The 26,450-nt window shown below is 65.7% G+C and carries 20 protein-coding genes; 10 read left to right on the forward strand and 10 right to left on the reverse strand.

Annotation, left to right across the window (positions count from 1 at the left end; translation table 11 throughout):
- The first annotated feature begins 185 nt into the window (after positions 1–185).
- The 6 genes from G4G71_RS15945 (at position 186) to G4G71_RS15970 (ending at position 6,905) form a co-directional block, all read left to right on the forward strand.
- Positions 186–1,418 (forward strand): 3-methyl-2-oxobutanoate dehydrogenase (2-methylpropanoyl-transferring) subunit alpha, encoded by a 1,233-nt coding sequence (locus G4G71_RS15945; RefSeq protein WP_169939038.1) that lies wholly within the window; start codon positions 186–188, stop codon positions 1,416–1,418.
- Complete coding sequence (locus G4G71_RS15950; RefSeq protein ID WP_017518320.1) at positions 1,415–2,467, forward strand: alpha-ketoacid dehydrogenase subunit beta; 1,053 nt, start codon at positions 1,415–1,417, stop codon at positions 2,465–2,467. The genes G4G71_RS15945 and G4G71_RS15950 overlap by 4 nt, the downstream gene beginning before the upstream one ends.
- Positions 2,468–3,751, forward strand: a complete 1,284-nt coding sequence (locus G4G71_RS15955; RefSeq protein ID WP_169939039.1) for a dihydrolipoamide acetyltransferase family protein — start codon at positions 2,468–2,470, stop codon at positions 3,749–3,751. It abuts the gene before it with no gap.
- Positions 3,751–5,175, forward strand: coding sequence for a dihydrolipoyl dehydrogenase (gene lpdA / locus G4G71_RS15960; protein ID WP_169939040.1), 1,425 nt, complete (start codon positions 3,751–3,753; stop codon positions 5,173–5,175). The genes G4G71_RS15955 and lpdA overlap by 1 nt, the downstream gene beginning before the upstream one ends.
- A 435-nt stretch (positions 5,176–5,610) precedes the next feature.
- Positions 5,611–6,051 carry a type II 3-dehydroquinate dehydratase gene (aroQ, locus tag G4G71_RS15965; RefSeq protein ID WP_169939041.1) on the forward strand — a complete coding sequence of 147 codons (441 nt, stop codon included), beginning with the start codon at positions 5,611–5,613 and terminating at the stop codon, positions 6,049–6,051.
- A 5-nt stretch (positions 6,052–6,056) separates the two neighbouring features.
- Entirely contained in the window at positions 6,057–6,905 is an 849-nt protein-coding gene (locus G4G71_RS15970) for a shikimate dehydrogenase (RefSeq protein ID WP_169939042.1), read from the forward strand.
- Positions 6,906–7,083: 178 nt separating this feature from the next.
- On the opposite strand, the gene G4G71_RS15975 is transcribed toward G4G71_RS15970, so the two are convergent.
- Positions 7,084–7,752 (reverse strand): TetR/AcrR family transcriptional regulator, encoded by a 669-nt coding sequence (locus G4G71_RS15975; protein WP_169942693.1) that lies wholly within the window; start codon positions 7,750–7,752, stop codon positions 7,084–7,086.
- Positions 7,753–7,854: 102 nt separating this feature from the next.
- Positions 7,855–9,765, reverse strand: coding sequence for a 3-dehydroshikimate dehydratase QuiC (gene quiC / locus G4G71_RS15980; protein ID WP_169939043.1), 1,911 nt, complete (start codon positions 9,763–9,765; stop codon positions 7,855–7,857).
- 535 nt (positions 9,766–10,300) lie between these two features.
- On the opposite strand from quiC, the gene G4G71_RS15985 reads away from it, so the two are divergent.
- The gene (locus tag G4G71_RS15985) at positions 10,301–11,635 is read left to right on the forward strand and encodes an MFS transporter (RefSeq protein ID WP_169939044.1); all 1,335 of its coding nucleotides are present in this window, start codon (positions 10,301–10,303) and stop codon (positions 11,633–11,635) included.
- Between the two features lie 55 nt (positions 11,636–11,690).
- Here the strand turns inward: G4G71_RS15985 and G4G71_RS15990 are convergent, their stop codons facing one another.
- From G4G71_RS15990 to G4G71_RS16000, 3 genes are all read right to left on the reverse strand, one after another.
- Positions 11,691–12,110, reverse strand: coding sequence for a cupin domain-containing protein (locus G4G71_RS15990; protein ID WP_169939045.1), 420 nt, complete (start codon positions 12,108–12,110; stop codon positions 11,691–11,693).
- Between the two features lie 252 nt (positions 12,111–12,362).
- Complete coding sequence (locus tag G4G71_RS15995) at positions 12,363–13,247, reverse strand: Dyp-type peroxidase (protein WP_169939046.1); 885 nt, start codon at positions 13,245–13,247, stop codon at positions 12,363–12,365.
- A gap of 67 nt (positions 13,248–13,314) precedes the next feature.
- Complete coding sequence (locus tag G4G71_RS16000) at positions 13,315–13,923, reverse strand: DedA family protein (RefSeq protein WP_169939047.1); 609 nt, start codon at positions 13,921–13,923, stop codon at positions 13,315–13,317.
- 381 nt (positions 13,924–14,304) lie between these two features.
- Here G4G71_RS16000 and G4G71_RS16005 point away from each other — a divergent pair, with 381 nt between their 5' ends.
- The 3 genes from G4G71_RS16005 (at position 14,305) to G4G71_RS16015 (ending at position 18,219) form a co-directional block, all read left to right on the forward strand.
- Positions 14,305–15,759 carry a high affinity choline transporter 1 gene (locus G4G71_RS16005; protein WP_169939048.1) on the forward strand — a complete coding sequence of 485 codons (1,455 nt, stop codon included), beginning with the start codon at positions 14,305–14,307 and terminating at the stop codon, positions 15,757–15,759.
- 430 nt (positions 15,760–16,189) lie between these two features.
- The gene (locus tag G4G71_RS16010; protein WP_169939049.1) at positions 16,190–17,761 is read left to right on the forward strand and encodes a sensor domain-containing diguanylate cyclase; all 1,572 of its coding nucleotides are present in this window, start codon (positions 16,190–16,192) and stop codon (positions 17,759–17,761) included.
- 143 nt (positions 17,762–17,904) lie between these two features.
- The gene (locus G4G71_RS16015) at positions 17,905–18,219 is read left to right on the forward strand and encodes a hypothetical protein (protein ID WP_169939050.1); all 315 of its coding nucleotides are present in this window, start codon (positions 17,905–17,907) and stop codon (positions 18,217–18,219) included.
- Between the two features lie 27 nt (positions 18,220–18,246).
- On the opposite strand, the gene G4G71_RS16020 is transcribed toward G4G71_RS16015, so the two are convergent.
- From G4G71_RS16020 to G4G71_RS16040, 5 genes are all read right to left on the reverse strand, one after another.
- Positions 18,247–20,196 (reverse strand): hybrid sensor histidine kinase/response regulator, encoded by a 1,950-nt coding sequence (locus G4G71_RS16020; protein ID WP_169939051.1) that lies wholly within the window; start codon positions 20,194–20,196, stop codon positions 18,247–18,249.
- Between the two features lie 74 nt (positions 20,197–20,270).
- Positions 20,271–21,455 (reverse strand): hybrid sensor histidine kinase/response regulator, encoded by a 1,185-nt coding sequence (locus tag G4G71_RS16025; protein WP_169939052.1) that lies wholly within the window; start codon positions 21,453–21,455, stop codon positions 20,271–20,273.
- Positions 21,445–22,032 (reverse strand): chemotaxis protein CheB, encoded by a 588-nt coding sequence (locus G4G71_RS16030; protein ID WP_169939053.1) that lies wholly within the window; start codon positions 22,030–22,032, stop codon positions 21,445–21,447. Before G4G71_RS16030 ends, G4G71_RS16025 begins: the two co-directional genes overlap by 11 nt.
- Positions 22,029–22,847: a CheR family methyltransferase gene (locus tag G4G71_RS16035; RefSeq protein WP_169939054.1), complete on the reverse strand. Its 819-nt coding sequence runs from the start codon at positions 22,845–22,847 to the stop codon at positions 22,029–22,031. Before G4G71_RS16035 ends, G4G71_RS16030 begins: the two co-directional genes overlap by 4 nt.
- Before the next feature lies 1 nt (position 22,848).
- The gene (locus G4G71_RS16040; RefSeq protein ID WP_169939055.1) at positions 22,849–26,322 is read right to left on the reverse strand and encodes a response regulator; all 3,474 of its coding nucleotides are present in this window, start codon (positions 26,320–26,322) and stop codon (positions 22,849–22,851) included.
- Positions 26,323–26,450: the final 128 nt, after the last annotated feature.

Consider the following 26,450-nt stretch of genomic DNA (forward strand, 5'->3'; position numbering starts at 1 on the left):
TCGGTCACACCTATACTGAAACCACAACTACAACAACCGAGGGCCTCACCATGAGTGATGTCACCACCCGCTGCGCGACCCCGTGCGGCACTTGCACCGTAGCCCGACCCGGCCGGGTGCGCCCGCCAGGCATGGCTTCTTCCGTCTGTTGATCCACACCCCACGATCACAACTGGAGACCCGCCATGACCGACTACGCCCCACTCCGCCTGCACGTCCCCGAACCCACCGGACGCCCGGGCTGCAAGACCGATTTCTCCTACCTGCATCTCTCGCCGGCCGGCGAGGTGCGCAAGCCCGCTATCGACGTTGAACCGGCGCAGACCACCGACCTGGCGTTCAGCCTGGTGCGCGTGCTCGATGAGGACGGCAACGCCGTTGGCCCCTGGGCCCCGGAGCTGAGCCACGAGCAGTTGCTGCGCGGTATGCGCCTGATGCTCAAGACGCGCATCTTCGATGCGCGCATGCTCACCGCCCAGCGCCAGAAGAAGATGTCCTTCTACATGCAGTGCCTGGGTGAAGAGGCCATCGCCACCGCCCACACCATGGCCCTGCGCGACGGCGACATGACCTTCCCGACCTACCGTCAGCAAGGCATCCTGATCACCCGCGACTACCCGCTCAAGGACATGATCTGCCAGCTGCTCTCCAACGAGCAGGACCCGCTCAAGGGCCGCCAGCTGCCGATCATGTACTCCAGCCGCGAGAAGGGTTTCTTCTCGATTTCCGGCAACCTCGCCACCCAGTTCATCCAGGCCGTTGGCTGGGGCATGGCCTCGGCGATCAAGGGCGACACCAAGATCTCGTCCGCCTGGATCGGCGACGGCGCCACCGCCGAATCCGACTTCCATACCGCCCTCACCTTCGCCCACGTCTACCGCGCGCCGGTGATCCTCAACGTGGTCAACAACCAGTGGGCGATTTCCACCTTCCAGGCCATCGCCGGCGGTGAAGGCACTACCTTCGCCAACCGTGGCGTGGGCTGCGGCATCGCCTCGCTGCGGGTGGACGGCAACGACTTCCTCGCGGTCTACGCCGCCTCGCAATGGGCCGCCGAGCGCGCCCGCCGTGGCCATGGCCCGAGCCTGATCGAATGGGTCACCTACCGCGCCGGCCCGCACTCCACCTCGGATGATCCGTCCAAGTACCGCCCCGCCGACGACTGGACCAACTTCCCCCTCGGCGACCCCATTGCCCGCCTGAAGCAGCACCTGGTCGGTCTCGGCATCTGGTCCGAGGACCAGCACGAAGCGCTGAAGAAGGAACTGGAAGCCGAAGTGATCGCCGCGCAGAAAGAGGCCGAGCGCCACGGCTCCCTGGTCGACGGCCACGTATTCAGCGCCGCCAACCTGTTCGACGACGTCTACAAGGACCTGCCGGAACACCTGCGCCGGCAGCGCCAGGAGCTTGGGGTATGAATGCCATGAACCCGCAACACGAGAACGCCCAGGCCGTCACCAGCATGACCATGATCCAGGCGCTGCGCTCGGCGATGGACGTGATGCTCGAGCGCGACGACAACGTCGTGGTGTTCGGCCAGGACGTCGGCTACTTCGGCGGCGTGTTCCGCTGCACCGAGGGCCTGCAGAAGAAGTACGGCACTTCGCGCGTATTCGACGCGCCGATCTCCGAGAGCGGCATCATCGGCGCCGCCGTGGGCATGGGCGCGTATGGCCTGCGCCCGGTGGTGGAAATCCAGTTCGCCGACTACGTCTACCCGGCCACCGACCAGTTGGTCTCGGAAGCCGCGCGCATCCGCTACCGCTCGGTGAACGACTTCACCGTGCCGATGGTGGTGCGCATGCCCTGCGGCGGCGGCATCTACGGCGGGCAGACGCACAGCCAGAGCCCCGAGGCGATGTTCACCCAGGTCTGCGGCCTGCGCACTGTCATGCCCTCCAACCCGTACGACGCCAAGGGCCTGCTGATCGCCTGCATCGAGAACGATGACCCGGTGATCTTCCTCGAACCCAAGCGCCTGTATAACGGCCCGTTCGACGGCCACCACGACCGCCCGGTAACGCCCTGGTCCAAGCATCCGGCCAGCCAGGTGCCCGAGGGTTACTACAGCGTGCCGCTGGACAAGGCCGCCATCGCCCGCCCCGGCTCCGAGCTGACCGTGCTGACCTACGGCACCACCGTCTATGTGGCCCAGACCGCCGCCGAGGAAACCGGCATCGACGCCGAGATCATCGACCTGCGCAGCCTCTGGCCGCTGGACCTGGACACCATCGTCGAGTCGGTGAAGAAGACCGGCCGCTGCGTCATCGTCCACGAGGCCACCCGCACCTGCGGCTACGGCGCCGAGCTGATGTCGCTGGTACAGGAGAACTGCTTCCACCACCTCGAAGCCCCGATTGCCCGCGTCACCGGGTGGGACACGCCCTACCCGCATGCCCAGGAATGGGATTACTTCCCCGGCCCCGCCCGCGTCGGCGCGGCCTTCAAGCGCGCCATGGAGGTCTGAATGGGCACTCACGTCATCAAGATGCCGGACATCGGCGAAGGTATCGCCGAGGTCGAGCTGGTGGAGTGGCATGTCCAGGTCGGCGACGAGGTCCACGAGGACCAGTTGCTGGCGGAAGTCATGACCGACAAGGCCACCGTGGAAATCCCCTCGCCGGTGGCCGGCAAGATCCTCGCCCTGGGCGGCGTACCGGGCCAGGTGATGGCCGTGGGCGGCGAACTGATCCGCCTGGAAGTGGAAGGCCACGGCAACCACAAGGAAGCTGCGCAGCCCAAGCCACACGAAGAAGCACCGACCCAGCCGGCGGCCAGGCCTGAACCGGTAGCCGAGGCGCCCAGGCCGGCGCCGCGCGTCGAGAGCAAACCCGTCGCCCCGGCCGCGCGCCCTGCTCCTTCTCCGGCTCCGCGCCGCGCGCCGGGCGAGAAGCCACTGGCTTCTCCGGCTGTGCGCCAGCGAGCCCGCGACCTGGGCGTGGAACTGCAGTTCGTCCAGGGCAGCGGCCCGGCCGGACGCATCCTCCGGGAAGACCTGGAGCACTTCCTCGAACACGGCGGCGCGACCATTGCGTCCGGCTATGCCGCGCGTCATGACGAACACCAGATCCCGGTGATCGGCCTGCGCCGCAAGATCGCGCAGAAGATGGCCGAGGCCAAGCGGCGCATCCCGCACTTCAGCTACGTCGAGGAAATCGACGTCACCGACCTGGAAGCCCTGCGCGTCCACCTCAACACCAAGCACAGCGCGGCGCGCGGCAAGCTGACCCTGCTGCCCTTCATTGCCCGCGCCATGGTCGTTGCCCTGCGCGACTTCCCCCAGCTCAATGCACGCTATGACGACGATGCCGACGTGATCACCCGCTACGGCGCGGTGCACCTGGGCGTCGCCACCCAGAGCGACAACGGCCTGATGGTGCCGGTGCTGCGCAACGCCGAATCCCGCGACCTGTGGGGCAACTCCGCGGAAGTCGCGCGCCTCGCCGAAGCCGCGCGCCACGGCAAGGCCAGCCGCGAGGAACTGTCCGGCTCGACCATCACCCTGAGCAGCCTCGGCGCGCTCGGAGGGATCGTCAGCACGCCGGTGATCAACTACCCGGAAGTGGCCATCGTCGGCGTCAACCGCATGGTCGAGCGCCCCATGGTGATCAATGGGCAGATCATCGTGCGCAAGATGATGAACCTGTCCTCGTCCTTCGATCACCGGGTGGTCGACGGCATGGACGCGGCAGCCTTTATTCAGGCCGTGCGCGCCCTGCTCGAACATCCCGCCACCCTGTTCATCGACTGATGAGTGGAGCCAGAGACGTGAAACAGAACCAGACTCTCGAAACCACCCTGCTGGTGATCGGTGGCGGCCCCGGCGGCTACGTCGCGGCGATCCGCGCCGGCCAGCTGGGCATCCGCACCGTGCTGGTGGAAGGCGCCTCACTCGGTGGCACCTGCCTGAACATCGGCTGCATCCCGTCCAAGGCGCTGATCCACGCCGCCGAGGAATACCTCAAGGCCCGCGAGTTTGCCGGCAAGTCGCCGCTGGGCATCAGCGTGCAGGCGCCGAGCATCGACATCCAGCGCACCGTGGAATGGAAGGACGGCATCGTCGACCGCCTGACCACCGGCGTCGCCGCGCTGCTGAAGAAGCACGGCGTCACCGTGGTCAACGGCTGGGCCAGGATCGTCGACGGCAAGACCGTGGAAGTCGACCTCAGCGAAGGCGGCACCCAGCACATCCACACCGAACACCTGCTGCTGGCGGCCGGTTCGAAATCCGTCGAGCTGCCCTTCCTGCCGGTAGGCGGCAACGTGATTTCCTCCACCGAAGCCCTGGCGCCCAAGGCCTTGCCCAAGCGCCTGGCGGTGGTTGGTGGCGGCTACATCGGCCTGGAACTGGGCACTGCCTACCGTAAGCTGGGCGTCGAGGTCACGGTGGTGGAGGCGCAGCCGCGCATCCTGCCGACCTATGACGAGGAACTGACCAAGCCGGTGGCCAATGCCCTGCGCAAGCTCGGCATCGAGCTGTACCTGGGCCACAGCGTGATGGGCCTGGAGCCGGACGGCAAGGGCCTGCGCGTGCAGGACGGCGCCGGTTCGCAGCGGGTGATCGAGACCGACCAGGTGCTGGTCGCCGTCGGCCGCCACCCCAATACCGCCGGCTGGAACCTCGACACCCTGCGTCTGGACATGAACGGCCGCGCGGTGCGCATCGACGACCAGTGCCGCACCTCCATGCGTGACGTCTGGGCGATCGGTGATATCGCCGGCGAGCCCATGCTGGCCCACCGCGCCATGGCCCAGGGCGAGATGGTCGCCGAGATCATTGCCGGCAAGCGCCGCGCCTTCACCCCCACGGCGATCCCGGCGGTGTGCTTCACCGATCCGGAAGTGGTGGTGGTCGGCCTGTCGCCCGAGCAGGCCCAGGCCGCTGGCTACGAGGTGCTGACGGCGAACTTCCCGTTCGCCGCCAACGGCCGCGCCATGACTCTGGAATCCAGCGATGGCTTCGTCCGCGTGGTGGCGCGCAAGGACAACCACCTGATCCTCGGCTGGCAGGCGGTAGGCAAGGCGGTCTCGGAGCTGTCCACGGCCTTCGTGCAGTCCCTGGAAATGGGCGCCTGCCTGGAAGACATCGCCGGTACCATCCACGCCCACCCAACCCTTGGCGAAGCAGTGCAGGAAGCTGCACTGCGCGCGCTGGGGCATGCCTTGCACGTCTGAAGCCGCGCTCTCCAACGGGCTTCCCCCTCCTGACCCGCCGATTGGCGGGTCTTTTTTTGCGGTCGGCTCTTTTGCAGGACCGAGGAGGACGCCTGATTCTTGCTCGCGAACCTGTGGCCCTGCTGCGGGAGTTTGTTCGCTCCTACAGGGGAGTCGTGCTCCCTTGAAGTCCTCGGCGGTCTTGAACCGATCGCGGACGGAGTCCGCTCCTACGCATGGTCGATCACCGCACGGAATATGCAGTTTCCAGGTTTCCGGATAGAAATGTGAAATCTGGAAAATCAGCGACGTTGCCTGCGTAATGACAACCGTCATGAGACTTTTCTCCGCCATATCCGTTGATTCTCCAGCACATTGACCAAATTAACCATTTGGTACATTTTGCTCCTACAGGCCTTTCAATCATGGCCATACAAGAACAACGGAGCCCTCCTAATGCCTCACATCCTGCTCGTGCTCAACGGGCCGAACCTCAACCTGCTCGGCACCCGTGAACCGGCCACCTACGGCCACGAAACCCTCGACGACATCGCCGCGCTCTGCCAGCGCACGGGTGCCGAATGTGGCCTGGAGATCGAATTCCACCAGACCAACCACGAAGGCCAGCTGATCGACTGGATCCACCAGGCGCGCGGCCGCTGCGCCGGCATCCTGATCAACCCCGCCGCCTGGACGCACACCTCGGTGGCGATCCGCGATGCGCTGGCCGCCGTGGAATTGCCGGTGATCGAAGTGCACCTGTCCAACGTGCACAAGCGGGAAGAATTCCGGCACCACTCGTTCATCTCCGCTATTGCCGTAGGCGTGATTGCCGGACTGGGAAGCGACGGTTACCGCGCCGGCATCCAAAACCTCGCCAAGCTGCTGCAGGAGTGAGCCTGATGAGCGAGCACCGCACCGTTCTGGCCGGCCTGATCGGCGCCGGTATCCAGGCTTCGCGCACCCCGGCGCTGCACGAGCGCGAAGGCGACGCGCAGGGCTTTCGCTACCTCTACCGGTTGATCGACCTGGACACCCTGGGCGTCGACTCGGGCGCCCTGCCCGATCTGTTCTCCGCCGCCGAGCGCATGGGCTACACCGGGCTGAACATCACCTTTCCGTGCAAGCAGGCGGTAATTCCGTTACTGCATGAACTCTCCGACGAGGCCCGCGGCATCGGCGCGGTGAATACCGTGGTGCTGCGCGACGGCAAACGCATCGGTCACAACACCGACTGCCTGGGCTTTGCCGAGGGCTTCCGGCGCAATCTCAGCGATGCGCCGCGCGAACATGTGGTGCAACTGGGGGCCGGTGGCGCGGGTGCTGCAGTGGCCCATGCGCTGCTCAGCGAAGGCGCGGGACAACTGACGATCTTCGAGGTGGACGCAGCTCGCGCTCAGGCGCTTGCGGACAACCTCAACGCCCACTTCGGCGGACAGCGCGCGCGGGTCGGTCACGACCTGGCCAGGTCGGTCGCCGAGGCTGACGGACTGGTCAACACCACACCCGTTGGCATGGCGAAGCTGCCCGGCACGCCGCTGCCGCTGGAGTTGCTGCACTCGCGCCTGTGGGTGGCGGAGATCATCTATTTCCCGCTGGAGACCGTACTGCTCCGCCATGCCCGCAGCCTGGGCTGCCGCACGCTGGACGGTGGCAACATGGCGGTGTTCCAGGCAGTGAAGGCGTTCGAGTTGTTCAGTGGCGTCGCAGCGAACGCCGAGCGAATGCTGGCGCATTTCGCGACGATGTGATTTCGCACGGAGCGTAGGAGCGGACTCTGTCCGCGATGGGTTGGCCCAGCCTCAAGGTCGACCGGCGCGGCGACGAGTCGATCGCGGACGGAGTCCGCTCCTACACCTGACCTTAATCGAGCGGTTCCCGTAGGAGCGAGCTGGCTCGCGAACGATTCCCGCTCCAACTCCGTCCGGCTTAAGGCTGCACGTACCGCAACACCGCCTCGATGATCATTTCCTTGTGCCGCGCCTTGATCGCCGGGTCTTCCAGCTCGACCTGGAACAGCGACCCGACCGTATGGCGGTTGGACACACGATAGAAGCAGAATCCGCTGATCAGCATGTGCACATCGATTGCCGGCAGGCCGCCACGGAAGGCTCCGCTGGCGGCACCACGCTGGAGGATGTCCTCGATGGTGCGCAGGATGTTGCTGTTCATCGAGCGGATCGCCTCTGAACCGCTGGCGAACTGGCCGTAGTGGATGTTCTCGATGCTGACGATGCGCACAAAATCGACGTTGCGGTCGTGGTGATCGAAGGTGAAGTCCACCAGCCGGCGCATGGCTTCCAGCGGTTCCAGCTCCGCCAGGTGCAGCGTCTGCTCGGTGCCGCGAATGTCACCGTAAAGCTTCTCCAGCACCGCCTGGTAGAGCTGCTCCTTGCTGCCGAAGTAGTAGTAGATCATCCGCTTCGAGGTATTCATGCGCTCGGCGATGGCATCCACCCGCGCACCGGAAAGGCCCTGCTGGACGAACTCGACGATGGCTGCCTGGAGAATATCCTCGCGGGTCTTCTCCGGGTTGTTCTTGCGGCCCCGGCGGGCGGTTTCGGCAGGAATAGGCTGGGTGGCGCTGTCGGCTGTCATGGGCTTGGGCATCGGTCCGCCGGCGCCAGGGCGCCGGCTGTGCGGTGAAAGGATGCGCGGATTATGCGCGCCCCCGCGCCCTTCAGGCAAAGCGCAGCGGGCTCAGACCTTCGGCCGGCGCGTGGTGCCGTTGCGTGCCTGCGCCATGGCCGCCAGGCGCACGGCGACGTTGGCTGCGCCGTATCCCGCATAGCCGCCGCGACGCTGGATGATCTCGAAGAAGAAGCGCCCCTCGAACGGTTCGGTATAGACGTGGAACAGCTCGCCGCCGTTGGCATCGCGGTCATAGAGCACGTTGAAATAGGCCAGTTCGCTGAGGAACTCGTCGTCGAAGTCGAAACGCGCAGCGAGGTCGTCGTAGTAGTTGAGCGGGATTTCCAGCAGCGGCACTCCGGCGTCCTTCGCCCGCGCCACCTCGGCGAAGATGTCTTCGCAGGCGAAGGCGATGTGGTGCACGCCGGAGCCGCGATAACTGGACAGCGCGTGCGAGATGGCGGTGTTGCGGTTCTCCGAGATATTCAGCGGCAACCGCACGCTGCCATCGGCGCTGCGCAGGGCGCGGCTCTTCACCAGGCCATAGGGGTCGGGCAGCACCACTTCATCATCGGCCTCGAAGTCGAACAGGCCCTTGTAGAACAGCACCCAGCTGTCCAGCCCATCCGCCGGCAAGGCCATGGCCATGTGGTCGATGCGCTGCAAGCGGCCGCTCGGCTTGGCCTCGGGATCGAGACGAAAGTCCACGTCATAGATGGTCTGCCCGCTGGCACTTTCTTCAACCAGGTAGATCAGGCTGCCATCCGGCGCTCGCACGGCGGGAATTTCGCGCTCGTTGGGGCCGACCAGCCCGCGATACGGCTGGCCCTTGTAGTCCTGCGCACGCTCCAGCGCGCTGGCAGCATCCCGCACGCGCAACGCGGTGGCGCACAGCGACGGGCCGTGGGCCTCGAAGAAGCTGTGGCCGAAGGAATAGGGTTCGGCGTTGAGCACGATATTGATATCACCCTGGCGTAGCAGGCTCACCGCCTTGGAGCGGTGTTCGCCGGCGCGGGCGAAGCCCAGGCGCTCCAGCCAGTTGCCCAGGCGCGCGCCAAGGGCTTCGTCCACGGCGAATTCGAGGAACTCCACACCCTCCAACTGGCTGGCCGGTGGCGGCGCGAACAGGTAGTCCAGCTGTTCCTGCGGCATGCCTTCGCCGAGCAGGCGTGCGCGGGTCTTCTCTTCCAGGTACAGCAACGAGCGCAGGCCATCGGCGGCATTGGCGCGCGGCGGCGCGGCGCGGAAGCCATCGTTGAAGATTTCCAGCGACAGCGGGCCGCGATAGCCACTCTTGAGGATCGGCGCGAGGAAGCCCGGCAGGTCGAATTCACCCTGGCCGGGAAAGTTGCGGAAGTGCCGGCTCCACTCCAGCACGTCCATGGCCAGGATCGGCGCGTCGGCCATCTGCACGAAGAAGATCTTCTCCCCCGGAATCTGCGTTATGCCCGCCGGGTCGCCCTTCAGCGACAACGTGTGGAAGCTGTCGAGGATCACACCCAGCGCCGGGTGGTTTACCTCGCGCACCAGGTCCCAGACCTGCTGCCAGGTGTTCACATGACGTCCCCAGGCCAGCGCTTCATAACCCACACGCAGGCCACGCGCCCCCGCGCGCTCGGCGGCGAGGCCGAGGTCCTCGAGGAGGAGTTCGCGTACGCCCAGGGAGTCCGTGGCGACGTTGCTGCACATCAGCACCAGGTCGGTGCCCAGCTCCTGCATGAGGTCGAACTTGCGCTCCAGGCGGTCGAGGTTGCGCGGCAGACGATCGCGGCGGCAGCCCTCGAAATCGCGAAACGGCTGGAACAGGGTAATCGCCAGCCCCAGGTCGGCGCACAGGCGGCGCACATCGCGCGGGCTGCCGCCATGGTAGAGAAGATCGTTCTCGAAGATTTCCACGCCGTCGAAGCCGGCGGCGGCAATGGCTTCGAGCTTGTCCGGCAGGGTTCCGCTCAGGGAAACGGTAGCGATCGAACGTTGCATCGGTGGACTCCTGCCGGGCGGGGTGAGGGGCTTGTTGGAATCGGTCTCCGGCTGAGTCTGATTATTCTGGCGGTCCGGGCGGGCGGCAATTTAAAGTGTACTAACTGGTTAGTTTTGTGTTCGATTACCGAACCAAAGGCCGTTTATCGAATTGACGCTGTTCCGGCCGCTGCTCAAGATTTAGCCACGTCGACGCAAACCGGCTACCCGGGGACCTGCCGCAATCCCTGGAACAACGACAGCCGCTGCGAGATGGCCTGCGTGTCATCCATAACAATTTCAAGAACGGGTACCTGCTCATGTACATCACTTCTCCTCGCCTCGCCGCCTCCATTGGTCATCGCCAAACCACCCTGGCCCGCCCGATGCCAGGTTTGTGCACACTGCTCGGCCACTGCCGCGCGCACTGATTTTCGCCAGCCACCGCACGTCATTCCTGCAGCCCTCGCCGATCGGCGGTGGAGCACGCGGGACGCCTGCGGCACGACAATAATTCCCGAGGCTGCGCGTCAGCCCGATAACGGATGGCCCGATCATGATCCATACGCAATCCGCTCCCCTCGCTGCGGTCGCTCCGCACGGTTCCTCCCTCTTCGGCAAGGTGCGTGGCGCCATGGCCGTCGGCAAGGTGCGCTGGGGCATGCTCGCCCTGGTGTTCTTCGCCACCACCCTGAACTACATCGACCGCGCCGCCCTCGGCGTGATGCAGCCGATCCTCGCCGAGAAGATGGCCTGGACGGCCATGGACTACGCCAACATCAACTTCTGGTTCCAGGTCGGCTATGCCATTGGCTTCGTGCTGCAGGGCCGGTTGATCGACCGTATCGGCGTGAAGCGCGCGTTCTTCTTCGCCGTGCTGCTGTGGAGCTTCGCCACCGGCGCCCACGGCCTGGCCAGCTCGGCGGCCGGCTTCATGGTCTGCCGCTTCATCCTCGGCCTCACCGAAGCAGCCAATTACCCGGCCTGCGTGAAGACCACGCGGCTGTGGTTCCCCGCTGGCGAGCGGGCCATGGCCACCGGCATCTTCAATGCCGGCACAAACGTTGGCGCCATGGTCACCCCCGCCCTGCTGCCGCTGATCCTCTCGGTCTGGGGCTGGCAGGCGGCATTCCTCTGCATGAGCGCGCTGGGCTTCGTCTGGGTGGTGCTGTGGAGCCTGAAGTACTTCAACCCTGAGGAGCACCCGACGGTGAAGCAGAGCGAACTGGACTACATCCAGGATGCCGTCGAACCGCCGGCCGAGCGCGTGCCCTTCTCCACCATCCTGAGCATGCGCGGCACCTGGGCCTTCGCCGTGGCCCTTTCGCTGACCGCACCGGTGTTCTGGTTCTACCTCTACTGGCTGCCGCCCTTCCTCAACCAGCAATACGGCCTGGGGATCAGCGTCACCCAGATGGGCATCCCACTGATGCTGATCTGGTTGACCGCCGACTTCGGCAGCATCGGCGGCGGCATCCTGTCGTCCTGGCTGATCGGTCGTGGCATGAAGCCCATCCATGCACGCCTGCTGTCGATGTTCATCTGCGCCTGCTGCATCATCGGCGTGATCTTCGCCGCCAAGGCCAGCGGCCTGTGGATCGCCGTGGCCGCCATCGCCCTGGGGGTGGGTGCGCACCAGGCCTGGACTGCGAACATCTGGAGCCTGGTGATGGACTACACGCCCAAGCACATGATGAGCACGGTGTTCGGCTTCGGCGGCATGTGCGCGGCGATTGGCGGCATGTTCATGACCCAGATCGTCGGCTACATCCTCACCGTCACCCACAACAACTACGCGATCCTCTTCACCTTGATCCCGACCATGTACTTCCTGGCCCTGACCTGGATGTTCTTCATGGCCCCGCGCAAGGTGCCCGGAGCGCCGGAGTGATCCGCAAGCCACGACGAAGAACCCCGCCAACTGGCGGGGTTCTTCATTCGGGCATTCACTTCTTCAACGGCGTGAGCACCGGTGCGCCTTCGTCCAGCAGCATCCACACCAGCAACTTGGCCGGCTTCTTGTCGCTGGCGTTGCGCGAGACCAGGTGCGGCGTGTTCGGTGCTTCGTACCAGGACTGGCCGGCCTGGTAAGTCACCGGCTTCTGCCCTTCGAGCTGGGAGATCACCGCGCCCTCGAGTACGTAGGCAAACACCGAGCCGCTGTGCACGTGTGCACCGGACGCCTGGCCCGGCTGGTAGGCAACCGTGATCATCAGGCCCTTCTTGCCGGCGGCGTCGGGGAGCTTCTGCTCCTGCTGGACTTCGATTTTCTCCGGATTGGCACTGTCGCCATGGGCGAACACCGGCAGGCTCAGGGCCAGGCCGAGGCCGGCGAACAACAGTTTCAGGGAGGTGGATGCATGCATGGCGGGTACCTCGGGCAGTGGGAACGTGGGGTTCACGCTACGCCTCGGGGGGCATCTGACCAACAACCAATTCCGCCAAAGATCGGGGTGCCATTGCAGCGGGTGACGGTGCCGTGCTGTTCGCGAGCAAGCTCGCTCCTACAAGGGATACACCGAGGCTCTTCTGTAGGAGCGCGCTTGCTCGCGAACCAGCGCGCCAGCGCCCACAAAAAAGCCCCGCACGCTGGCGGGGCTCTCGGGGACAGCGGCGGATCAGCCCAGCAGCGCGCTCAGGTCCAGCAGCCCGTCCTTGCGCGGCGGGCACCAGTAGTAGCCGCCGGTGAGCGGGCGGCTGAAGCGGTACAGCGCGTCGGTGATGCCGTCTTCCAGGCCGCTCATGCGGCGCAGCTGCACCTCGAAGGCGTCCAGGGTGCGACCGAAGGCGAGGAACATCAGCCCGGCGTCCTGGCCCTGGGTCCAGGGCATGGAGCGGCGCACGATGAAGGCTTCGGGCTCGAAGCTCTCCTGGGCGGTGCGCTTGACGTGGGCGGACTCAGGCGCGTCGTCCAGTTCCTCGTTGTCGCTCAGGCGGCGACCCATGATGTCGTCGCGCTCGTGCTGCGGCAGCGCGGCAAAGTCCTGCAACTGGTGACGCCACTGCTGGATCGCGGCGAAGCTGCCGCCGACCAGGCCCGCTGCGTCGCCCTCGACGATGGCGGCGGCGATGGCGTCGTCATCCTGCGGATTCTCGGTGCCGTCCTCGTAACCGGTCAGGTCGTGGCCGCTGCCATGGCGGAAGGCTTCTGTCAGGCTGGTCAGCTCCAGGGCCGGGGCCAGCAACGCCTGGAGTTCCTGGGTGCGCAGCAGCAGTTCGCCGCGTTCCTCACCGCGCAGCCAGACCCACAGCGCGTGCGGTGTGGATGGGTTGTCGACGCCCACGCCGGAAATCGCCGGGAATTCGCGCAGCCCCTCGATGCGGCGGCCCAGCGCGCGCACCAGCGACTCGCCCAGCCCCACCACCGCGCGCTCACCATCGGCGACCTGCAGCAGGCGATCCAGCGCGGCGGGCAGGTCCTGCAGCGATTTCACATCGAAGAACAGATGGCGGGCGTGGGCGGGAACCGGGGTGGCGAGAATGCCGGGCTGGTAAAGGCTCATGACAGCGTCCTTGATCGAAAGAGCGGCGATTCTAATCGCGCTGAGCGCGAATCCAAACCGCTCTGTATCAAGGCTTGTGCAAACTTTCCCGCGATGAGCCTGAATGCGCCTTGCGCCGCTGTCGATGGCGCCGCCAAAGCTCCAGTCCGCCAACCAGCACCAGCACTGCGAGGAAGATCGGCAGCCGATAAGGCCGCAGATTGCCCAGCCAGCGCTCCAGCACTTCGCCCGCCCAGTAGCCGGCGCTGGCGAACAGCAGCGCCCAGCAGAAGGCACCGAGCAGGTTGATCAGCAGAAAGCGCAGCGGCCCTACCCGGCTCGCGCCGATCAGCAATGGCCCGGCCAAGCGCATGCCATAGAGAAAGCGCACGGAGAAGATCGCCAGCAGCGGATGTCGCTCGATCAGCCCGGTGACCCGCTCGACGGCCAGCCCGCGCCGCTGCAGCCAGGGCACCGCGCGGTCGCCGGCGCGCCGGCCGGTCCAGTAAAGCAACTGGTCACCCAGGGTACCGGCAACGGTCGCCCAGAACACCACCGGCACGTAGCCCAACAGGCCCTGGTGGGCCGCCAGGCCGGCCAGGATGAGGATTGTCTCACCCTCCAGCAGGCAACCGATGAACAGCGCCAGGTAGCCGTATTGGGAAAGCAATTGCGCCAGGTCGAAATGCTCGAACATGAAAGTCCTTGAAAACGTGCCGTGCCAAGAGCCTAGCGGCTCCCAAGCTGTTCTGCTTATCGAACATCGACTGTAAAAAATAAAAGACTAAACAGTCACTTTCGATCGTTAGCAACCAATCAAATCAATCCTTTAGCGTAACCATTCGTCCAGCAATGTAATTTTTTTCGCTCATGGGCGATTCAAGTGTTTGACATATTTAACGGATTTGGCAGACTGCGGCCCGTTGTCGCAACTGGTTACGTTTTTCCGGATTCACTGCCTGGTGCACCGGATGACCTCGGCCGCGCAACCCAACAAAAACAACTTTGTCAGTCGTGGCCTACCTGCCCGAGCTTCGTCTCGGCAGCATGGTTCCCGGCGAGCCAACGGAACGAACAAATGCTGATCTGGTTTGTAGCGGTGTATCTGGTAATCACCGTAGCTGTCGGTTTCTACGCCACCACCCGCGTGCACAACTCCTCGGACTACGCCGCCGCTGGCCGGAGCATGTCCTTCCCCCTCGTCGTGACCATGGTGTTCGCCACCTGGTTCGGCTCCGAAGCCGTGCTGGGTATTCCGGCCACCTTCCTCGAAGAAGGCTTCGCCGGGATCATCGAAGACCCGTTCGGTTCCTTCGGTTGCCTGATGCTGGTCGGCGTGGTCTTCGCCCGCCCGCTGTACCGCCTCAACCTGCTCACCATCGGTGACTTCTTCCGCAAGCGCTTCGGCCAGCACGTGGAAATCTTCACCAGCCTGGTGATCATCATTTCCTACATGGGCTGGGTCGCCGCGCAGATCACCGCGCTGGGCGTGGTCTTCAGCGTGCTCTCCGACGGTGGCCTGACCACCACCCAGGGCATGATCATCGGCACCATCATCGTCCTGCTGCACACCCTGTTCGGCGGCATGTGGTCCGTGGCGCTGACCGACTTCCTGCAGATGATCATCATCGTCTGCGGCCTGTTCTACCTGGTCTGGCTGATCGGCGACATGGCCGGCGGCCCGGTCAACGTGATCAGCCACGCCGCCAGCGAAGGCAAGTTCACCTTCCTCCACGGCACCTCGGCGAAGGACATCGTGGCCTTCCTCGGCGCAGCGGTGACGATGATGTTCGGCTCGATTCCGCAGCAGGACGTCTATGCCCGCGTGATGTCGGCCAAGACCGAGAAGATCGCCCAGCGCGCCACCATGACCGGTGCTTGCTGCTACCTGGTCTTCTGCATGCTGCCGATCTTCCTGATCTACGCCGCCTCGATGATCGAGCCGGAGATGGTCAAGCACTGGCTGGCCGAAGACTCCCAGCAGATCCTGCCGCACCTGATCCTGGAACGTACCCCGCTGTTCGCCCAGATCATGTTCTTCGGCGCCCTGCTCTCGGCCATCATGTCCTCCGCCTCGGGCGCCCTGCTGGCCCCGTCGGTGACCCTGACCGAGAACATCGTCAAGCACTTCCTGCCCAACATGAACGACCGCCAGGCCCTGCTGGCCATGCGCTGCAGCGTACTGGCGATGACCGTCGCCACCTGCCTGTTCGCCCTGCTGTCCAACGCCAGCATCTACGAGATGGTCGGCAACGCCTACAAGGTGACCCTGGTCGCCGCCGTGGTGCCGCTGTTCTTCGGCCTGTTCTGGAAGCGCGCCACCACCCAGGGCGCCCTGACCGCCATTGCCTGCGGCCTGATCGGCTGGGTGTCGCTGGAGTTGGGCCACCAGGAAGGCGACTTCTGGCCGCCGCAGCTGGTGGGCCTGATCTGCAGCGCCATCGGCATGGTTGTTGGCTCGCTGGCTCCGCAGTTCAGCGCTCACCGTGGCGAGAGCGTGTCGGAGATGGCCGCTGCCGCAGCCGCCAACTGATCGCACCGTAGCTGAAGAAGAAGCCCCGCCTGTGCGGGGCTTTTTCATGGCTGGCGAATCTGCAGAGGTGATCCCTGTGCCTGCCGCCCAATCGAACAGCCAGGAAGGTGCTGGGCCAGCTGAACTGGCCGGGACTCTTCCCGCGGAGCGAGGCTTTCGGGGCACATCGGACGCCTGCGCCGACAGGCGTGACCACACCTGCCTGCCGGACGCGCCGATTCGCCTGCGTGGCTGAACCGGCCCCGAACAGGTGACTGCCGGCTCATCCCTGCCTATCCTGAACCTCGACCCGTCGAGGACAGACGGACCAGGCAGCCCGCCCCAGCACGGAGCCCGGCCCCATGGACAGCCACCTGACATCGCGCCACGGCGCAGAGAACTGCCCCCTCGACGGAGCTTCCGGAGCGCTTCGCCCACCCGCGGTGGCCGCATGAAGCGCTGGAGTCGCAAGCCACTGACCCTGCGGCTGCTGATCCTGGTCTTCGTCCTGCTCGCCGCCCTGGCGACCCTCGGCAACAGCCTGGTCGTGGCCTATACCGTGCAGCGCTCAGCGCTGATCCATACCACCCTGGAAGCCAACCGCGCCTATGCCGCCAAGGTTGCCTCCAGCATCAGCGAGTTCATCGATTCGGCGCAGCGCAACCTAGCCTTCAGCGCCAATATCCTCGCAACACACCAGGGTGATCGCGGGGTATTGCGCGCCGAAGCGATGCGCCTGCAATCCCAGGACACCTACTTCAACTCCATTGCCATCGTCGACGCCCACGGCAAGGTCCTGGAGGCCTACCCGGACTCGCTGCAGATCGTTGGCACGACGTTGCGTTCGGTGGGCGTGCAGCAGGCCCTGCAACTCAAGCAGCCGGTGGTCAGCCAGGCGTATGTCTCCATCGCCGGCAACCTGGTGGTATTCATCTCCCAGCCCATCGTCAGCCCTTCCGGCGAGTACCTCGGACTGGTTGGCGGCTCGGTCTACATCCTCAAGCAGAGCGTGCTGCACACCATCATCGGCAGCCACTTCCACCACGAGGGCACCTACGCCTTCGTCGCCGACGCCAACCGCCGATTACTGCACCACCCCGAGGCACAGCGCGTCGGCGAGCTGCTCAAGGGCAGCCCGACGGTGGAAGCCGCGTTGCGCGGAGAAACCGGCGCAATGGAAGTACCCAACACCCAGGGCGTGGAGATGCTTGCCGGCTATGCCCAGGTGCCCGGCGCCAACTGGGCCGTCGTGGCGCAGCAGCCCCGCGACCTGAGCCTGGCGCCACTGGGCCTGCTGATGAAGGACATGTTCTTCGGCCTGATCCCCGCCAGCCTGCTGGGCGTGCTGCTGATCTGGGGCGGCGCGCTGTTGATCACCCGGCCGTTGCGGCAACTGGCCTACAGCGCGGAGCGCCTGTCGGCTCCGGAAACCCCAGGCGAGCTGCGTGCCATCAGGACCTGGTACCGCGAGGCCGCCGCCATACGTCAGGCGCTGCTGACCGGGGTCGGGCTCATGCAGCAGAAGCTCGGCCGGCTCAGCCAGGAAGCCCAGAGCGACCCCCTCACCGGCCTGGCCAACCGCCGCGCGCTGGCCGCCTCCCTGGCGACACTGGAGCAGTCCGGCCTGCCCTATGCGGTGCTGCTGCTGGATATCGACCACTTCAAGCAGGTCAACGACAGGTGGGGTCACGACGCCGGCGACGAGGCCCTGCGCCGGGTCGCCGGTGTGTTGCGCGACTCCTCTCGGGCAGAAGACCTGGCGTGCCGCTCCGGCGGCGAGGAGTTCGTCCTGCTGTTGCCGGGCACCCGCCTGGAAGCGGCCCGCAATATTGCTGAGCGCATCCGCGAAACGGTCGCCAGCACGATGATTCCCCAGGTGGGCAAGGTCACGCTGTCCATCGGCGTGGCGGAGAGCGGCAGCGCGCCGACGTCCACCGAGACCGTGCTCAAGCGCGCCGACCAGCGCCTGTACAGCGCCAAGCAGAGCGGCCGCAACCGCGTTGTCAGCAGCGAGAAGCCCTAGCCGGGGCGACCCGTTGGCGAACCGTTCGTCCCTCCCGCTGAACACCCGGGTTGGCCGCCAGTCTCTGTTGAACACGGCGCGCGCTCTTCGGTCCACCTGCGCCACCCGGTCATCGGAGTAGTCAATCGAAGGAGGTACCGACGATGGGCTGGAACGATCATCAGGACGCGGAACTTACCGATGGGCTTCATCGCCTGCTCGACGAAGGCAAGCTGGACGCCAACGGCGACCCGGCAATCCTCGCCCAGTACATCCTCAACCACGGCTTTGCCGCCCTCTCCGAGGAGCAGCAGCAACAGTTCCAGAGGGAGCTGCTGCCCCTGCTCAACTGCCGGGCTCGCAGCGAAGGCCTGATGCCCCAGGGCGACCTGGCCCCGCTGATCAACGATCCCGGCAACGAAGACCCCGGCTCGCTGATCGAGGTGGAAGTCGAGGAAGGCTTGCGCCCGCGCCGCTGACAGCCTGCGACCCGTGGCGCGGGCAGGCTACTCCCCGCCCTTCACCCTCAGCAGGAGCACCAGCAGTTGATCCCGGTCGAACGGCTTGGGCAGCCGTGGCACCGAATCGGCGAGGGTGTCCGGCCGCCCGGCGTAGCCTGTGGTCAGTACGCAGGCCAGCGCCGGCTGAAGCAGCCGGACCTGCTGGATGAGCTGCATGCCGTCCATGTCCGGCATGGCGAAGTCGGTGATCAGCAGGTCGAAGGACGACTGCTCCAGGAGGCCGAGCGCCGTGCGCGCCGACTCGGCGCGGGCCACCTGGCAGCCCAGGTCGGCCAGCAGCGCGCTGGTGCCGGCCAGCACCAGCGCATCGTCATCCACCACCAGCACCCGCAGGCCCAGCGGCTCGTTCAGGTCGGCGCTCGCTTCAGCGGGGACCGCCACCTCCGGTACAGGCGGCTCGGACCTGGGCTTGACCGCCGGCAGCCAGATCTCCGCCGTGGTGCCTGTGCCGAGCGTGCTGCGCAGCAGCAATGCACCGCCCTGCTGCTGGGCCAGCCCATGAACAATGGAGAGCCCCAGCCCCGTACCCTTGCCGGTGGCCTTGGTGGTGAAGAAGGGCTCCGCTGCGCGGCGCAGGGTGTCCTCGTTCATGCCCTGCCCGGAATCGGTGACGGCCAGGCATACGTATTCTCCCGGCGCCAGCTTGCCGCTCTGGTGCGGCCCGATCTGCGCGTTGCGCGCCGAAAAGGTGATGCTGCCGCCGCCGGGCATAGCATCGCGGGCATTGGTTGCGAGGTTGATGATCGCCAATTCCAGCTGGTTCTGGTCACTCATCACGCAATCCAGTTGCAGCGGGAAGCGGGTTTCCAGGGTGATGGTGGGCCCCAGCGAGCTGACCAGCAGCTCGCTCATGTCCTGCAGCAGCGCCGGCAGCTGGATCGGTTGCGGGAACAGCCGCTGCTTTCGGGCGAAGGCCAGCATCCGCTGGGTCAATTGGGCACCGCGGCGGGTCGCTTCCAGGGCGTTGCGCCAGATACCCTGAACCTTCTCGTTGTCCCGCGGCAGATGCCGTTCCAGCAGTTGCAGGCCACCGAGGATCACGGTCAGCAAGTTGTTGAAGTCGTGGGCGACGCCGCCGGTGAGCTGGCCGAGGGACTCCATCTTCTGCGACTGGATCAGTTCGTCGCGGGCGCGCTCCAGCTCTTCCTGCGCACGGCGCTTGTCGGTGATGTCGCGGGTGATCTTGGCAAAACCCAATAGCTTGCCGGTGTCGTCAAACACCGGGTCGATGACGATGTTGGCCCAGAAGCGCGAGCCGTCCTTGCGCATCTGCAGGCGCTCCTCCTCGTACCGCCCCTCGATTAGAGCAGTATCCAGACTGGCCTTCGGGACGCCGCCCTGGCGGTCCTCGTCGCAGTAGAAGCAATCGAAGCGGCAGCCAATGATCTCCTCCGGATGGTAGCCCTTGATTCGTTCCGCCCCGGAGTTCCAGCTGGCGACGTTGCCCTCGGCATCGAGCATGTACAGGGCATAGTCGGTCACGCCATTGACCAGCAGGCGGAACTGCTGCTCGCTGCGCCGCAGGGCCAGCTCGGTCTCATGTTGCTCGGTGCGGTCACGGGTGATCTTGGCGAAGCCCAGCAACTCGCCTTCGCTGCTGCGGATGGCGTCGATCACCACGTGGGCCCAGAACGAACTGCCATCGCGGTGCAGGCGCCAGCCTTCGCTCTCGTAGCGGCCGACCCGCGCCGCTTCGCCCAGTGCCAGCTCGGGCAGGCCGGCCTCGCGGTCGGTGGGCGTGTAGAAGCGCGAGAAGTGCTCGCCGAGGATTTCATCCGCGGCATAGCCCTTCAGCCGCTGCGCACCGGAGCTCCAGCTACTGACCCGGCCATCGGGGTCGAGCATGTAGATGGCGTAGTCGGTTACCGCCTCGACCAGCAGGCGGTAGCGCGCGTCTTCGACGAGTTGGGCGGTGCTGGCAGTCGTTTCGGGCATGAAATCTGCTCTCTTGGCTCATTGGAGCAAAGCATAGGCGCAGGCACGTCACTGCGAATGCCGCCGGACGGCGCTCAGTCCAGCGGCAGGTAGACACTGAACGCCGCGCCCTGACCCGGCTCGCTGCGTACTTCGATACGACCGCCATGGGCCTGGACGATCTGTTCGGAGATGTACAAACCCAGCCCCAGGCCGGCGACGCGGGCTGCACCGGCGCCGCGCTCGAACTGCTGGAAGATGCGCCGCTGCTCGTCGGCACTGATACCGTCGCCATGGTCGCGCACGCCAAGTTGTGCCTGGCCATTCTGCGCCGCGACGCTCACCTCCACCGGCTGGCCGGGCCCGTAGCGCAAGGCGTTGCTGACCAGGTTGCTGATCACCTGCTCCAACCGATAGGCGTCCCAGACACCCTCCACCGCCTCCGGCGCGCTCAGGCTCAGCTCACAGCCCGCCGCCTGGGCCTGCACCGCAAAATTGCCCAGCACGCGGTGGGCGATCTCCGTGAGATTGGCCGCTTCCGGGCGGATGGACAGCTTGCCGGTGCGGATACGCGACACGTCGAGCATGTCCTCGATCAGCCGGATCAACCCGGTGAGCTGCCGCTCGTCGCGCTCGAACAGCACGCCAAGCCGATCCTGGGCGAAGTGCTCCAGCTTGCCCTTGGCCAGGTGCAGGCGGCGCAGCTGGGTATCGAGCATCAGGCCATTGAGCGGGGTGCGCAATTCGTGGGAGACGATGGACATGAAGTCGTCGCGCATCTTCACCGCGCGCTGCAGCTCCACCTGGGTTTCGCGCAGCTCGGCGAGCAGCGCGTCCTGCTCGGTGCGCGCCTGCTCCAGCGCTTCCAGCTGCCGGGCCAGCACCTTGCGCTGGCGGTAGAGGTCGACGAAGACGTTCACCTTGCTGCGCACCGCCTGGTTGTCCAGCGGCTTGTAGAGGAAATCCACCGCGCCGCTCTCGTAGCCCTTGAAGGCGTAGTTCAGCTCGCGCCCGGCGGCGGTGACGAAGACGATGGGGATGTTCTTGGTGCGCTCGGTGCCGCGCATCAGCTCGGCCAGCGCGAAGCCGTCCATGCCCGGCATCTGCACGTCGAGGATGGCGAGGGCGAACTCGTGTTCCAGCAACAACGACAGCGCCTCGTCCGCGGAAGAGGCCTTGAACACCTCGCGCCCTTCGCCCTTGATCAACGCCTCCAGTGCCAGCAGGTTCTCCGGCAGGTCGTCGACGATCAGCAGTTTGCTTCCCTGGTTACGCAGCATGTTGGGTGCCCATTCGGGTCAGGAGTGCGTGAATCTCACGCAACGGCAGAATGTAGTCCGGGGCGTGCAGCGCAATGGCCGCCTCCGGCATGGTGGACACGGCGGCTTCGGCCGGGTCCTGAACGATACTGAGCCCGCCCTGGCGCTGGATTCGCGTCAGCCCCTCGGCGCCGTCCTGGTTGGCCCCGGTGAGCAGGATGCCGGCCAGCTTGTCCCGGTAAGCGTCCGACGCCGAGTCGAAGAGGATGTCGATCGAGGGCCGGGAGAAGTTCCTCGGCGCCTCGCGGCTCAGGGCGAAGGTGCGATCCTGCTCGATGGACAGGTGGTAACCGGCGGCAGCGAAGTAAAGCCTGCCCGCCTCCATCGGCGCCTTGTCGCGGGCCTCTTCCACGGGGATGGCCAGGCGTCGGGCGAAGAGTTCCACCAACTGGCTCTCGTGGTTCTCCGGCAGATGCAGCACCGCCACCATGGGCAGCGCGAAGTCCGCGGGCAACCCGCCGAACAGCTGGAACAGCGCATCCACGCCGCCCGCGGAGGCGCCGATGACTACGGCCTGGATATCGCGCTGCCTGTTCATCGTTTGCGGAACACCCGTTCGCGACGGTTCACCACCTCGAACTCCGAGGCGAAGTCGGTGAAATCCAGGCTTTCCTTGCTGCCCAGGCCGAGGAAGCCCCGGTGGCATAGCGATTCGTGGAACAGGCCGATGGCGCGGTTCTGCAACTGGCGATTGAAATAGATCAGCACGTTGCGGCAGGACACCAGGTGCGTCTCGGAAAACACACTGTCGGTGGCCAGGCTGTGGTCGGCGAAGGTCACGTTGGCACGCAGCATCTTGTCGAACAGCGCGCCGTCGTAGGCCGCCGTGTAGTAGTCCGAGAGCGAGCCCTTGCCTCCGGCAGCGCGGTAGTTCTCGCTGGCCTGGGCCAGGTCGTCCACCGCATAGATGCCACGCCGCGCCTGCTCCAGCGAGCGCGGGTTGATGTCGGTGGCGTAGATCAGCGTGCGTTCGAGCAGGCCTTCCTCGTGCAGCAGGATGGCCAGCGAGTGCACCTCTTCACCGGTACTGCAGCCTGCAACCCACAGGCGCAGGGATGGATAGGTACGCAACACCGGCACCACTTCCTGGCGCAGTGCGAGGAAGTAGCTGGGATCGCGGAACAGCTCGCTCACTGAGATGGTGAGGTACTGCAGCAGTTCGTGGAACGCGTGCGGGTCGTGCAGGATGCGCTCCTGCAGCGCGGAAATACTGCGGCACTCGAACAGCTTAGTGGCATGCAGCACACGACGTTTTAGCGAGGTACCGGAATAGTCCCGGAAGTCGTAGCTGTACTTCAGGTAGATCGCCTCGATGAGGAGGCGCAGCTCGATGTCCTGGCTGCGATCAGGCATTTCAGATGCGCTCCAGCTTGGGTAGCCATACACGGATCAGGGAGAACAGGCGGTCCAGGTCGATGGGCTTGGCCAGGTAGTCGTTGGCGCCTGCGCGCAGGCACAGCTCGTGGTCGTCCTTCATCGCCTTCGCGGTCACGGCGAGGATCGGCAGCTTCTTCCAGCGCGGGTCCTGGCGGATCAGGCGCGTCGCCTCGTAGCCGTCCATCTCCGGCATCATCACGTCCATCAGCACCAGGTCGATATCACCGGCCTCGCCAAGCTTCTCGATGGCCTCGCGGCCGTTGCGCGCCACTTCCACGCGGGCGCCCTTGTGCTCCAGGGCGCTGGTGAGGGCGAAGATATTGCGCACATCGTCGTCCACCAGCAGGATGCGCCGCTCCTCGAAGGCCCGGTCGCGGTTGCGCGAGGTGCGCAGCATGCGCTGGCGCTCGCTGGAGAGTTGCGACTCGACCTTGTGCAGGAACAGTGTCACCTCGTCCAGCAGGCGCTCTGGCGAACGCGCGCCCTTGATGATGATCGAGCGCGAGTACTTGAGCAGCTCGGCCTCCTCGTCGCGGGTCAGGTTGCGCCCGGTGTAGACGATCACCGGCGGGAAGGAACAGATGTCCTCCTCGCCCATGCGCCGCAGCAGTTCATTGCCCTGCATGTCCGGCAGTTTCAGATCGATGATCATGCAGTCGTAGATGTTCTTGCGCAGCAGCTCCAGGGCCTGCTCGCCCTGCTCCACCGCAGTGATCTCGATGTCGTCGTCGCCGATCAGCCGCGAGACGCTGTCGCGTTGCAGCGGGTCGTCCTCCACCAGCAGGATGCGCTTGACCTCCTGGGTCAGCTTGGCCTCCAGCTTGCCGAACACCTCGCGCAGCTGCTCACGGGTGGTGGGCTTGAGGGCATAGCCGATGGCACCCAGGTGCAGGGCCGCTTCGCTGCGGTCCTCCACCGACACCACGTGCACCGGCACATGGCGGGTACGCGGGTTGGCCTTCAGGCGTTGCAGCACGGCGAGGCCGGATTCGTCAGGCAGGTGCATGTCCAGCAGGATGGCGTCGGGAGCGTGCTCGTCGGCCAGGCGCAGGCCTTCCGCGGCGCCCATGGCCACCAGGCAGCGGTAGCCCAGCTCGCGGGCCAGGTCATAGAGAATGCGGGCGAACTTCGGTTCGTCCTCCACCACCAGCACGCAGCGCTGGCCGACATTAACCTGCTCGCGATCGTCGGCGAAGGCAGCAGCAGCCGGCGCACGCACCACCGGCGGAGCGACGGGAGCCGCCTTCGCCACGATCGGCGCGGGGGCGCTGGCGGCTTCCTCTTCGGCCGGCGCCTGGTAGTTCAGCGGCAACAGCAAGCTGAAGACACTGCCCTTGCCCGGCTCGCTGCTGACGATGATGCTGCCGCCCAGCAGGTGCGCCAGGTCGCGGGAGATCGACAGCCCCAGGCCGGTGCCGCCGTAACGGCGGTTGGTGGCGCCATCGGCCTGCTGGAAGGCTTCGAAGATGCGCTGCAGCTGGTCCTCGGCGATGCCGATGCCGCTGTCGCGCACGTCGAAGCGCAGCCCCTCGGGCGCGGCACTCACGCGCAGGGAAACTTCGCCGGCATCGGTGAACTTGAAGGCATTGGACAGCAGGTTCTTGAGAATCTGCTCGACCCGCTGGCGGTCGCTGAACAACTGTGCCGGGGCGTCCTGGGCGACTTCGGTGACGAAGCTCAGGCCCTTGTCGTCCGCCTGCGGACGGAACATCGTTTCCACCGCTTCCACCAGGCGGCGCACGCTGGCGTTCTCCGGGCGCACCTCCAGCTTGCCGGCCTCGACCTTGGAGATATCGAGGATGTCGTTGATCAGGTTGAGCAGGTCGTTGCCGGCGCCGTAGATCGACTCGGCGAACTTCACCTGCTCGTCGTCCAGGTTGCCCTGTTCGTTGTCCGCCAGCAGGCGCGCGAGGATCAGCGAGCTGTTGAGCGGCGTACGCAGTTCGTGGGACATGTTGGCCAGGAACTCGGACTTGTAGCGGCTGGCGCGTTGCAGCTCGTCCGCACGGCCCTGCAGGTCCAGGCGTGCCTGGTTCAGTTCGGTGTTCTTGCCGTCCAGGTCGTCGCGCTGGGCGGCCAGTTCCTGGGTCTGCTCGGCCAGTCGCTCGTTGGTCTGTTCCAGCTCGGCCTGCTGGGCTTCGAGGTGCGCCTGGGACTCCTTGAGCACCCGCGACTGTTCTTCCAGCTCCTCGTTGGCGGTCTTGAGTTCCTCCTGCTGCACCTGCAGTTCTTCATTGAGCTGCTGGGTCTCCGCCAGCAGGTCCTGCAGGCGCTGGCGGTGCAGCGCTGCGGCCACGGCACTGCCGAGCGTTTCCGCCACGCCCTGGAGGAACGCCTGCTCGCGCTCGCTCAGCGAACGCAGGAAGCCCAGCTCCAGGACGCCCACCACGCCACCCTCGTTGAGCAGCGGCAGCAAGGCGACGCTGACCGGCGAGCCGTTGCCCAGCGCCGAGTTGACCTTCAGGTAATCCGCCGGCAGGCCCTCCATTACGCGCAGTTTGCGCTGCCGGGCAGCCTGGGCAATCAGGCTCTGATCGGCGGCGAAATACTGCGTGCCCTCTTCCTCGCGGGCGAACCCGTAGGTGGCGCCGCGCAACAGGCCACCATGGTCGTCGCGCACATACAACGCACCGATGGGCGAGCCGACGAAGTCACCGAGGAACTCCATCAGGCTGCGCCCCAGCGAGGGCAAGGATTGCTGGCCGATCAACTGGTCGCCCAGTCGGTTCTGGCCGTCGCGCAACCATGCCTGCTGCTGCAACTGTTCATTGTGCAGCACCTGCCGGCGCAGGGATTCGGAATAGGACTCGGACAGGCTCACCAGCTGCCGGCGTCCGAAATAGGCCAGCAAGGTGCCGACCACGATGCTGAACACCAGGTAGAGAATCACCACGCCGGTGGACAGGCTGGAGGCGAACTGGTTGCGCTCGTGACGCAGCTGCTGCTCGGTATTGATCAGCGAGCCGTACTGGGCGCGAATGGCATCCATCATGCTCTTGCCGCGCCCGGCCTTGATCGCGTCGGCAGTGTCCTGGCCCTGGCGGCGCTGCTCGATCATCTGCTGGGCGAAGGTCATCCACTCGTCCTGCATCGAGGTCAGGCGCGAAACCCGGTCCACTTGCGGCGGGTTGTCGGCGACCAGCTCCGAGAGGCTCTTCAGCCCGGCGTTGATCCGCGGCCGTGCCTGTTCCAGCGGTTCGAGGAAGCGCGGATCGCCGGTGATCAGGAAACCGCGCAGGCCGCTCTCCTGGTCGACGCTCAGCCGCTGCATCTCGTTGGCGCTGGAAATCACCCGGTCGGTGTGCTCGACCCAGCCCAGCACATTGAGCATGTAGAGGATCAGACCGATGAACAGCACCGCGCCCAACAGGCAGATGCCCAGCGGCAGCGCCATGTTGCGCGCCAGGATGCGGCGGAAGGCGCTTTCGTCGGCGATGGCTTTCTGGTTCATCGATGGATTCCCTGATGGCGGACCTTCCCTGGAAGCGATCGGCCGGTGTGGCGGCGTCGACGACATGAACCAGGTAAGTGTTTGAAGTTATTGTAAGAATGCTCTTGAAACAGCAGAAATAATAACCT

It is taken from the genome of Pseudomonas multiresinivorans (assembly GCF_012971725.1).
Taxonomy (GTDB): Bacteria; Pseudomonadota; Gammaproteobacteria; order Pseudomonadales; family Pseudomonadaceae; genus Pseudomonas; species Pseudomonas multiresinivorans.

Bases quoted from the DNA above. Each gene is read 5' to 3' on its own strand.
- G4G71_RS15945 (WP_169939038.1), top strand. From the start codon at position 186: ATGACCGACTACGCCCCACTCCGCCTGCACGTCCCCGAACCCACCGGA.
- G4G71_RS15950 (WP_017518320.1), top strand. From the start codon at position 1,415: ATGAATGCCATGAACCCGCAACACGAGAACGCCCAGGCCGTCACCAGC.
- G4G71_RS15955 (WP_169939039.1), top strand. From the start codon at position 2,468: ATGGGCACTCACGTCATCAAGATGCCGGACATCGGCGAAGGTATCGCC.
- lpdA (WP_169939040.1), top strand. From the start codon at position 3,751: ATGAGTGGAGCCAGAGACGTGAAACAGAACCAGACTCTCGAAACCACC.
- aroQ (WP_169939041.1), top strand. From the start codon at position 5,611: ATGCCTCACATCCTGCTCGTGCTCAACGGGCCGAACCTCAACCTGCTC.
- G4G71_RS15970 (WP_169939042.1), top strand. From the start codon at position 6,057: ATGAGCGAGCACCGCACCGTTCTGGCCGGCCTGATCGGCGCCGGTATC.
- G4G71_RS15975 (WP_169942693.1), bottom strand. From the start codon at position 7,752: ATGACAGCCGACAGCGCCACCCAGCCTATTCCTGCCGAAACCGCCCGC.
- quiC (WP_169939043.1), bottom strand. From the start codon at position 9,765: ATGCAACGTTCGATCGCTACCGTTTCCCTGAGCGGAACCCTGCCGGAC.
- G4G71_RS15985 (WP_169939044.1), top strand. From the start codon at position 10,301: ATGATCCATACGCAATCCGCTCCCCTCGCTGCGGTCGCTCCGCACGGT.
- G4G71_RS15990 (WP_169939045.1), bottom strand. From the start codon at position 12,110: ATGCATGCATCCACCTCCCTGAAACTGTTGTTCGCCGGCCTCGGCCTG.
- G4G71_RS15995 (WP_169939046.1), bottom strand. From the start codon at position 13,247: ATGAGCCTTTACCAGCCCGGCATTCTCGCCACCCCGGTTCCCGCCCAC.
- G4G71_RS16000 (WP_169939047.1), bottom strand. From the start codon at position 13,923: ATGTTCGAGCATTTCGACCTGGCGCAATTGCTTTCCCAATACGGCTAC.
- G4G71_RS16005 (WP_169939048.1), top strand. From the start codon at position 14,305: ATGCTGATCTGGTTTGTAGCGGTGTATCTGGTAATCACCGTAGCTGTC.
- G4G71_RS16010 (WP_169939049.1), top strand. From the start codon at position 16,190: ATGAAGCGCTGGAGTCGCAAGCCACTGACCCTGCGGCTGCTGATCCTG.
- G4G71_RS16015 (WP_169939050.1), top strand. From the start codon at position 17,905: ATGGGCTGGAACGATCATCAGGACGCGGAACTTACCGATGGGCTTCAT.
- G4G71_RS16020 (WP_169939051.1), bottom strand. From the start codon at position 20,196: ATGCCCGAAACGACTGCCAGCACCGCCCAACTCGTCGAAGACGCGCGC.
- G4G71_RS16025 (WP_169939052.1), bottom strand. From the start codon at position 21,455: ATGCTGCGTAACCAGGGAAGCAAACTGCTGATCGTCGACGACCTGCCG.
- G4G71_RS16030 (WP_169939053.1), bottom strand. From the start codon at position 22,032: ATGAACAGGCAGCGCGATATCCAGGCCGTAGTCATCGGCGCCTCCGCG.
- G4G71_RS16035 (WP_169939054.1), bottom strand. From the start codon at position 22,847: ATGCCTGATCGCAGCCAGGACATCGAGCTGCGCCTCCTCATCGAGGCG.
- G4G71_RS16040 (WP_169939055.1), bottom strand. From the start codon at position 26,322: ATGAACCAGAAAGCCATCGCCGACGAAAGCGCCTTCCGCCGCATCCTG.